Below are 9621 nucleotides of genomic sequence, written 5' to 3'. Positions count from 1 at the left end.
ATGATCGAGGGCGCTTGCGCTTTTCTTATACTATCAGCTATTGATAACTTTAGTCGGTGGATAGTACATGAAAAAAATCAGGTTTTCGCCATAAGAACTTGCACTCCAGAGTATAAGGGGGATTCTAAGAAAGCAAAATACGCCTTTCAAGAATCTCTTTTATGATAAGCCAAGTATTCTAATTTCCATTAGGTTTATCTGAACATTACTATGTGCATAATGGAAATAAAAAAGGACGAATGGTATGTGGTGGTTATACCTGATAGGATTTGTAATTGTTGGTGGTTTTCTTTTTCTTCTTTCAAAAATTACAATCATATTTCATTTTTATTATAAAAATAAGGATATGGATTTATATGTAGAAATTAAGATTTGGAGATTTATTAAAATTAAGAGAGAAATCCCTTTAGCTAATATTGATCTCAAAGAAAAAGAGATTGAATTAAACGAAAAGACAAAAGTAGGGGAAGAGACTGCTTCTGATAAAAGAGAAGATGTCCATTTTGAAGAGTTGAAAAACAATTTGTTATTTGCAAAAGATATTTTGAAGCATATTTCCTCATTTAGTAAGATCATCAAAAAGTTCCTATCAAAAGTGAATGTGGAAAAGTTGGATTGGGAATCAAAAATTGGACTTGGAGATGCAGCTGCAACAGGAATGGGGAGTGGCGTTCTTTGGACCATAAAGGGTTGGTTTATCGGTTGGATTAGTCATAACATGCGTCTAAAAGTAAAACCCGATTTACAAATTGCTCCGCATTTTCAACACCAATTTGCCTATACCAATATAACATGTATTCTTTCCTTTCGGATCGGGCAAGCTATCCTTGTATTGCTAACCCTACTAAAAAATTCTCGTGGATTAATGAAAACTATTCAACTACATAATAAGGAGGTATAAAATATGGCAAGTGAACACCCTATTCAAGGACTTATGACAACGGCCATGGAAAATTTAAAAGAAATGATTGATGTGAATACGATTATAGGAGATCCTGTGGAGACCCCAGATGGTAGTGTGATTATACCAGTATCGAAGGTGGGTTTTGGATTTGCTGCAGGTGGAAGTGAGTTTCAAGGAAGCTCGAGTGGTACTGGGGATTCTGAAGGAAGCCTACCTTTTGGTGGTGGCAGCGGGGGTGGAGTTTCTATAACTCCTATTGCTTTCTTAGTAGTTGGAAAAGATGGAGTCAAAATGGTTCATCTTGATGAAAATACTCATCTATATGAAAAAATACTAGATCTAGCACCTCAGGCTATTGATAAAATCCAGAATTCCCTAAATAAGGGAGGAAAGGATAAAGATCAATCGAAATCCTCTGAGAAAAAAAGTGATTTTGATTTATAAGAGTAAATATTTGAAGATGGAAAAACTTCTCTATATAGTGTATATAGAGAAGTTTTTTAGTTTATCACAAGGGATAAGCTAAATACGAAAATATCAGGACGAGCAATAAATTAATGACGAGGAGGAATTAGAATGGCGAAAGTAACGTTCAAGGGAAATCTAATCACATTGTTAGGAGAGGAAGTTAAGGTAGGAGAACAAGCACCATCCTTTACCGTTTTAGCAAACGACTTGTCAGAAAAAAAACTTAGTGATTATAACGGTGTAAAACTCATTAGTGTTGTCCCTTCCCTAGATACCGGTGTTTGTGATGCGCAAACAAGAAAGTTCAATGAAGAGGCTAACCAGCTTGGAGATGTTAAAATATTAACAATAAGTATGGATCTTCCATTTGCTCAAAAACGTTGGTGTGGAGCTAATGGTGTTGAGAATGTTGAAACTCTATCCGATCATCTAAAGGGTTCTTTCGGAAAAGCATATGGGGTTTTAATTGAGGAGCTTCGGCTTTTAGCTAGAGCCGTTTTTGTAGTGGATTCCACAAACACTGTAACCTATACACAATATGTTCCAGAAGCCACAGATCATCCTAATTATGAAGCCGCATTGCAAGCAGCAAAAGAGGCTAAATAATCTGAAGGAAGTAGAAACCAGGACAAAGTTACTTAAAAATAATAGATAAATAAAAAATGGCAAAAAGGTGGTTCCTCATTTTTTCTGAGGAATCATCTTTTTTGCTATTGTACTGGTTTTTGTTACAATCATGGATGGAAGATGGAATGGAGGAGAATAGGAATGGATCAAAAAAATGTTGAGGTTTTGTTCCAATGGTTGGATCAAACAGCGCATCAAATTCAAGAGGAATTAGATATTACATATTTAGAGGCGGTCCTAGAGGCTGGTTATTGTTTTCTCGATCGGACTTTTCCAGATGAATGGTCTGAACTAACCAAAAAGAGGGTAAGTAATCTAATAGATGATCTAACCATGGAGAACCTGTCTAAAGAAGAAAAAAGAAAAGCACTTCAATTAGCTATTTTAAAAGGGATGAAGGGAAGTACTCAACATCATCATATGATTACTCCAGATTCAGTAGCTATATTTGTTGGATATCTTTTAAGCAAGGTTTATCCAAAATTGGACATGCTAAGAATATTTGATCCAGCTGTAGGGTCAGCTAATTTACTAACAGCCATTTTAAATCAATGGAATGGGGCATATTCTGCATTTGGAAGTGAAGTTGATACAACGTTAATTAAGTTAGCATTGTTGCAAGCAAATCTTCAAGAGCACCAGATTGAATTTTTTCATCAGGACAGCCTACGTCCCTTATTATTAGACCCAGTAGATGCAGTAGTCAGTGACTTACCTGTTGGATATTATCCAGATAAAGAGCAATCAAAATCTTATGAACTGGCAGCAAAAGAAGGGTTGTCATATAGTCATCATCTTTTTATAGAACAGTCCTTACGCTATCTTGTACCTGGGGGTTATGCCATATTTGTTATTCCGAGTTTTCTCTTTGATAGTGATCAATCTGAAGAGTTGCATATCTTTTTACATAAAAATGCACATATCGTAGGGGTGCTGCAGCTTTCAGAAACTTTATTTAAAAATGAACAACATTCAAAGAGTATTTTTATTTTACAAAAAAAGGGGGAAAATACAAAAGCACCAAAAGAGGCACTGTTAGTAAAGTTGCCTTCCTTTAAAAACCAAACAGCCATGAATGACATCGTTTCAAAAATCAATCAATGGTTTTCAAAGGAATTTCATAATAATCAGAAAATATAAACTATATAGTGAAAACGTTCACATTTCAATTCATCCTTGATACATGATTATATAGGTGATTAAATGAAAGAGATGAAAGAATTTATAGTTCTAATTTGGTAAGGGGTTGGACAAAAGTGGGTAAAATTTTAGCAATTAATGCCGGAAGTTCTTCTTTAAAATTTCAATTAATTGAGATGCCTGAAGAAACCGTCATTACAAAAGGCCTTGTTGAACGAATTGGACTTCCAGATAGTATATTTACTATTGAATTCAATGGTGAGAAAGATAAAATTGTGAAAGATCTTAAAGACCATGGAGACGCTGTAAAAGTTCTTGTTAGCAAGCTTACAAGTTCTGGAATCATCCAATCTTTAGACGAAATTGAAGGAATCGGCCATCGTGTAGTTCATGGTGGAGAGAAATTTAGTGACTCTGTACTTTTGACCGATGAAGTGATTAAAGAAATTGAGGATGTCTCTGACTTAGCACCTTTGCATAATCCTGCAAATTTGGTGGGAATTCAGGCTTTTAAGGAGGTACTCCCAAATGTTCCAGCAGTAGCAGTGTTCGATACTGCTTTCCATCAAACGATGCCGGAACAGTCTTATTTATATAGTTTACCTTACGAGTATTATAAAAAATATGGGATCCGCAAATATGGCTTTCATGGAACAAGTCATAAATATGTGAGCCAACGTGCTGCGGAATTATTAGGTAGACCAATTGAACAATTAAGAATTATTTCCTGCCACCTAGGTAATGGCGCTAGTATTGCTGCCATCGAAGGCGGAAAATCCATTGATACTTCAATGGGCTTTACACCGCTTGCTGGGGTAACAATGGGAACTCGTTCAGGTAATATTGATCCAGCTTTGATACCGTATATTATGGAGCGTACAGGTAAGTCCGCTCAAGAGGTTATGGATGTATTAAATAAGGAAAGTGGAATGTTAGCCCTGTCTGGCTTCTCCAGTGATTTACGAGATATCGAGCAGGAAGCTTCCAAAGGAACAGAACGAGCTGAGCTAGCACTTGAGGTGTTTGCTTCTCGTATTCACAAATATATCGGTTCCTATGCAGCGAGAATGCATGGAGTGGATGCTATTATCTTTACAGCTGGTGTTGGAGAAAATAGTACTGTTATTCGTGAAAGAGTATTACGTGGACTTGAATTTATGGGGGTATATTGGGATCCTGCTCTCAACGAAATCAGAGGAAAAGAAGTCTTTGTGAACTATCCACATTCCCCTGTTAAAGTTATTGTAATTCCAACAAATGAGGAAGTAATGATTGCAAGAGATACAGTCCGTATATTCCAAAATAATTATGTAAATCAAGCATAATAAAAGGTGTTCCTATTTGGGGCACTTTTTTTGTTGTTATCAGCTATACTTTAGTCGGTTGATAGTCATGAAAAAATTATTAGGTTCGAGAGGCGCTTGCACTTTTTTTGGATAAAGATTCCTAAATTTCGAATAATATTCGCAATTTTTCCATATGAATTGTACAATGAAGGTAGAAAATGAAGGGATCGTTTGGAGGGAATAATGGTGGGTGACGAATATTTTTCCAATGAAATTTCTCGATGGGAAAAACAGTGGAGTCAATATCAATCCAATGATTTCGAAAACTTATATGATTTGTGGGTAAAAAAAGCTTTTGAGGGGATACCGCCTAAGACAAGAAAGCTTTTTTTTAATCGTTTGGATACTTGGTTGTTTCATACACATGCTTTGATTCAAGGAACAGCTTTCCAAAATGAAGCACGTGAAAGAATTATTACTTCCGGTAAAATTTTTAACTCATCTATTTCAGATGTGAAGGACATGAAATTATTGAATCTAAGTCAATTAACCTACCTTGCTCAACAGCAAGCTACAAAAGGCAAAGTATATTCATTTGCTCAAGGTGGTCTAACTGGAACTGGTGGATGGCTACTACTTGGATTAGATTTCCCCGCCATGATGGCAATGAATCTAAGAGGAATCCAACTTATTGGAATGACATTTGGACATGAAATGAACCATCCATATGAACTTCTTTTATCATTAAAGGTCTTTCATGCTGCAACGCTACCAAAACGTTTACAGAAAGCAGCGTGGGAGGAACTGAAGCAAGAAGTAAAATCGCAAAGTTATCATCCATATGTATTTGAAGAAGAGGATGGATTAACAGATGAATCGTGGATTGGTCAACCTTTAAAACAATGTTTTAAATCACTTTTTATCCTAATGTTCAGAAAAAAACTTATCCAAGGTCTTCCTATGATCAGCATGGCTATAGGTGCAGGACTAAATTATCAGTTAACAAAACAAGTAACGGAGTATGCCATCCGTTTCTATCAAAATCGGCACCTGATTGCACAAAGTACAGAGTAATGGAGGGAATATGATGTCTGTTGAAGAACACAAAAAAGGAGCGCCTACTAAAATTAGATGTAAGGTCATAACAGTTAGTGATACACGAACAAAAGAAACGGATACAAGTGGAGCTTTAATGATTCGCAAGCTTGAAAACGCGGGATTTATCATTGAACAGTATGAAATTGTTAAAGATAGTAGAGAAGAAATTAAGCAAGCGGTGGTTGATGGTTGTCAAGACCCTTCTATTGATGCAGTTCTAACGAATGGAGGGACCGGGATAGCTTGGAGAGACGTCACTATAGAGACTGTAGCAGATTTATTAGACAAGGAGCTTGTAGGGTTTGGGGAGATTTTTAGAATGCTAAGTTACACAGAAGACATAGGATCAGCAGCTATTTTATCGCGAGCAATTGCTGGAGTTTCCAACCACACAGCGGTATTTTCTACTCCTGGATCCTCTGGTGCAGTGAAGCTTGCTATGGACAAACTAATTATTCCAGAATTAGCTCATGTCGTTCGAGAAATTAGAAAAGACCTATAATAAAGAGAAACAACAATCAGTGTCCGTCCTCACTGATTGTTAGCACCTAAGGGCATGACCTAAAGGTCCTTGAACCAATCGGACATTTACGTACAGAAAGACTCCCAGCTACTCTTTTCGTTTTGCTTAAGACTTGAGGTGGGGTATTTCTGCCCATTCATGCAGGATAAAAAGAAAAGCTCGCCATAGGCAGAGCTTTTCTAACCTATCGACTAGAGCCGGTTCCTTCCTCACGCCGATGGGCAAAGGGACTCTTATTAACCAGCATGCGGGCGGACAACTTCACTTGTTCTAAACCAAATCCATAGATCATTAATCTGTGAGGCAAGTTCACTGATTTCTGAGTTTAGAAGGCATGACATTTCAAAATTTTCTTCGTTGTATAAATCCTGTTGTTTTTCTTTAATCTTCTCTTCAATTTCAGAAATTCGATCAGGTATTCCCCCCCGTATTTCTTCCCATTTTCCTAAGATTTTTTCTTGCTCTCTTCTTGTGAAACTTTCCCATGGTCTGGGCAGATCTGGTAGATCAATCCTTAATCGATCATTAAATGTAAAATAAGAATTCATAAAAACCTCCGTCGACTAAAAAACTACTTTTTCTCCTCATCAGAAGAATTACGAACAATAAGCACATCGCAAGCCGCATATCGTGTTACGTGTTCAGATACACTACCGATAAAAAATCGTTCCATCGCATTCAAACCTGTAGCACCACAAATAATAAGGTCAGCCTCAAATTTTGGAGCTACTTCCTTAGCAATTTTAATTTTAGGTGATCCATATTCAATATCCGTATCTACTTGTTCAATTCCTTGATTCAAAGCCTGATTCTTATATTCTTGTAACAACTCGTCAGCATGGGTTACTGCCCGTTCTGCGAGGGTTCGATCGTATGCTTCTACAGTAGCAAAAGCCCTTGTGTCAATTACATGAGAAATAATTAATCGTGCATGATTCCTTTTCGCAATATAAATAGCTTTGTCAAAGGCTTTCTCTGATGCTTTTGATCCATCAACCGCAACGATAATGTTATTATATTCCATCATGATACCCCCTATCTTCTTACTTTTATTATATCACTTTCATATTAATTGGTAAAAATAACATTCAGTAAAAAACGTAGTTATACACAATCTAAAATATGGAGGTGTTATCGATGGAAAAAAAGGAGAAAAATAAGTTCATTTATGATCAATCTGGGGAAGAGATAGTGTATCAACAATTGACGGCTAGCTATGAAAGTGGGTTTATTGATCATCCATTGCAAGAAAGGGAAGAAGAAAGCAAAGAAGAGAATAATATCTAAATCAATCTTTTTGTTCAACCCCTACAAAGTCGCATATGGATCTTTCCTATGCGATTTCTTTTTGATACAAAAAATTGGTGAAGTAAGATCTTTTCTTGGTAAACTAAAAGAAAAGAGGGGGTAGGTACCGTGAAACACGCACTAGTTACTGCTGGATCCAAAGGACTAGGCTGGCAAGTTGTCGAATCGTTTATTGAAAAAGGGTGCTCTGTAACTGTTACATATCATAAGGACTTGGAGAAAGCTGAATCTCTCCTTCAAAGGTACCCGCATCATAAAGAGCGCATTCATATTGTACAAGCTGATGTAACTCAAAAAGAAGATATTGATCGCTTGATGGAATCTGTCATGGAACGATTTCAACGAATTGATTACTTAGTACATAATGCCGGCCCTTATATATTTGAACGAAAAAAAATAGCCGATTATACGGAACAAGAATGGAACCAGATGATTCAAGGGAATTTGACCTCTGTTTTTCATTTTTATAAGAAAGCAATCCCGGTCATGAGAGAGCAGCATTTTGGACGAATTATAACTTATGGTTTTCAAGGGGCTGGCTCAGCTGCCGGATGGATTTATAGAGGTGCATTTGCGGCAGCAAAAGTCGGACTTGTTTCTTTAACAAAAACCATTGCTTATGAGGAAGCTGAAAATGGGATAACAGCAAATATGGTATGTCCGGGGAATATTACAGGATCAATGAAGGAAGCTACAATTGAAGAAAGTCGCCGTATTCGGGATGAGGTTACCCCTATTGGAAGATCTGGAACGGGGGAAGATATTGCACGAATAGTAGATTTTTTATGTCAAGGAAATTCCGATCTGATTACAGGTGCTGTAATCGATGCAACAGGAGGGTTAGATGTTATCCATCGTTTCCGGTAAATGGTAACAATTTCAACAATATGAAAAATGATGTATCATTTCCGTTAGAAATGATGGTATAGTAGAAGCGGTATTTTAACGAACAAGGAGGTTATGTCATGAATATTGGTGTACCAAAGGAAATTAAAAATAACGAGAACCGAGTTGCAATGACACCAGCAGGAGTTATGACTTTAGTTAGTGCAGGTCATCAAGTATTCGTTGAAACAGAAGCAGGAATAGGATCTGGCTTTACTGATGAGCAGTATCTAGAAGCTGGAGCTACAATTGTTTCAACTGCGAAGGAAGCTTGGAGTCAAGAGATGGTCATGAAAGTAAAAGAGCCTCTTCCTGAAGAATATTATTATTTTTATGAAGGGCTGATTTTATTTACTTACTTACATTTAGCCCCAGAACCTGAACTAACAAAAGCACTGATCGATAAAAAAGTTGTTGGAATTGCCTATGAAACGGTTCAACTACCTAATGGTTCTTTACCGTTACTTACCCCGATGAGTGAAGTTGCAGGAAGAATGGCTTCACAAATTGGAGCACAATTCCTTGAGAAAACAAAAGGTGGAAAAGGCATTCTCCTAGGTGGTGTACCTGGTGTTAGCCGTGGAAAGGTTACTGTAATTGGTGGAGGAGTCGTAGGAACAAATGCAGCAAAAATTGCTATGGGATTGGGAGCAGACGTTACGATTGTCGATTTAAATCCGGATCGTTTACGTCAACTAGATGATATATTTGGATCTAGCATTAATACTCTCATGTCTAACCCATTAAATATAGCAGAAGCTTTAAAAGAATCTGATTTAGTTGTTGGAGCAGTACTTATTCCAGGAGCAAAGGCTCCGAGACTTGTGACAGAAGAAATGGTACAGGCTATGACTCCAGGATCTGTTATTGTTGACGTAGCTATTGACCAAGGTGGGATATTTGAAACAACTGATCGAATTACAACCCATGACAACCCTACCTACATAAAGCTTGAAGTTCTTCATTATGCAGTTGCCAATATGCCAGGAGCTGTTCCTAGAACTTCAACAATTGCTTTGACAAACGTAACCGTTCCTTATGCGCTTCAATTAGCGAATAAGGGGTATAAGCAAGCTTGTGTAGATAATGAAGCGTTACTTAAGGGGATAAATACATTGGAAGGGTTTGTAACCTTTCAAGCTGTTGCAGAAGCTCATGGTCTGGGATATTCAGACGCACATACTTTGTTAAGAAAATAAAAAACCGGGATACCCCGGTTTTTTTATAAAGATACAAAAGTATTAAATTTGTCTAGCTCCAGTGAAAATGCTTCACCGAATAATCTTCGAAGCTTTTGCCCCGAGTAATCGCACAAAGAAAAGCTACATAGAGCTACTTCGCAGAAACAAGTGCTATTCTTGTTTCGAAGGGCACTTGCGCTT

General features: G+C 37.2%; 12 protein-coding genes. 10 read left to right on the top strand and 2 right to left on the bottom strand.

Annotation, left to right across the window (positions count from 1 at the left end; all coding sequences use genetic code 11):
* The first annotated feature begins 244 nt into the window (after nt 1–244).
* The 7 genes from RZN25_13405 to RZN25_13375 all read left to right on the top strand — a co-directional run bounded on the left by RZN25_13405 (nt 245) and on the right by RZN25_13375 (nt 6025).
* Nucleotides 245–901: a DUF2953 domain-containing protein gene (locus RZN25_13405; protein MEQ6377811.1), complete on the top strand. Its 657-nt coding sequence runs from the start codon at nt 245–247 to the stop codon at nt 899–901.
* A 3-nt stretch (nt 902–904) separates the two neighbouring features.
* Complete coding sequence (gene ytfJ, locus RZN25_13400) at nt 905–1348, top strand: GerW family sporulation protein (GenBank protein ID MEQ6377810.1); 444 nt, start codon at nt 905–907, stop codon at nt 1346–1348.
* A gap of 132 nt (nt 1349–1480) precedes the next feature.
* On the top strand, nt 1481–1978 hold the full coding sequence (gene tpx / locus RZN25_13395; GenBank protein MEQ6377809.1) for a thiol peroxidase: 498 nt from the start codon (nt 1481–1483) through the stop codon (nt 1976–1978).
* Nucleotides 1979–2140: 162 nt separating this feature from the next.
* Complete coding sequence (locus tag RZN25_13390) at nt 2141–3139, top strand: class I SAM-dependent methyltransferase (protein ID MEQ6377808.1); 999 nt, start codon at nt 2141–2143, stop codon at nt 3137–3139.
* 116 nt (nt 3140–3255) lie between these two features.
* The gene (locus RZN25_13385) at nt 3256–4464 is read left to right on the top strand and encodes an acetate kinase (protein ID MEQ6377807.1); all 1209 of its coding nucleotides are present in this window, start codon (nt 3256–3258) and stop codon (nt 4462–4464) included.
* 207 nt (nt 4465–4671) lie between these two features.
* Nucleotides 4672–5499: an EcsC family protein gene (locus RZN25_13380; protein MEQ6377806.1), complete on the top strand. Its 828-nt coding sequence runs from the start codon at nt 4672–4674 to the stop codon at nt 5497–5499.
* A 13-nt stretch (nt 5500–5512) separates the two neighbouring features.
* Entirely contained in the window at nt 5513–6025 is a 513-nt protein-coding gene (locus tag RZN25_13375; GenBank protein ID MEQ6377805.1) for a MogA/MoaB family molybdenum cofactor biosynthesis protein, read from the top strand.
* Nucleotides 6026–6282: 257 nt separating this feature from the next.
* On the opposite strand, the gene RZN25_13370 is transcribed toward RZN25_13375, so the two are convergent.
* Together RZN25_13370 and RZN25_13365 are read right to left on the bottom strand one after the other, a co-directional pair.
* A complete protein-coding gene (locus RZN25_13370) occupies nt 6283–6594 on the bottom strand; it encodes a hypothetical protein (protein MEQ6377804.1) in 312 nt (103 codons plus the stop codon).
* Between the two features lie 23 nt (nt 6595–6617).
* Complete coding sequence (locus RZN25_13365; protein MEQ6377803.1) at nt 6618–7073, bottom strand: universal stress protein; 456 nt, start codon at nt 7071–7073, stop codon at nt 6618–6620.
* A gap of 110 nt (nt 7074–7183) precedes the next feature.
* Between RZN25_13365 and RZN25_13360 the strand changes: the two genes are divergently transcribed.
* The 3 genes from RZN25_13360 to ald all read left to right on the top strand — a co-directional run bounded on the left by RZN25_13360 (nt 7184) and on the right by ald (nt 9438).
* Nucleotides 7184–7333 carry a hypothetical protein gene (locus RZN25_13360; protein ID MEQ6377802.1) on the top strand — a complete coding sequence of 50 codons (150 nt, stop codon included), beginning with the start codon at nt 7184–7186 and terminating at the stop codon, nt 7331–7333.
* 129 nt (nt 7334–7462) lie between these two features.
* The gene (locus tag RZN25_13355) at nt 7463–8221 is read left to right on the top strand and encodes an SDR family oxidoreductase (protein MEQ6377801.1); all 759 of its coding nucleotides are present in this window, start codon (nt 7463–7465) and stop codon (nt 8219–8221) included.
* Between the two features lie 98 nt (nt 8222–8319).
* On the top strand, nt 8320–9438 hold the full coding sequence (gene ald / locus RZN25_13350; GenBank protein MEQ6377800.1) for an alanine dehydrogenase: 1119 nt from the start codon (nt 8320–8322) through the stop codon (nt 9436–9438).
* Nucleotides 9439–9621: the final 183 nt, after the last annotated feature.

The organism is Bacillaceae bacterium S4-13-56 (assembly GCA_040191315.1).
Taxonomy (GTDB): domain Bacteria; phylum Bacillota; class Bacilli; order Bacillales; family JAWJLM01; genus JAWJLM01.
Note: the sequence above shows the minus strand (reverse complement) of the source record. Positions and strands in the feature narration are given on the sequence as shown.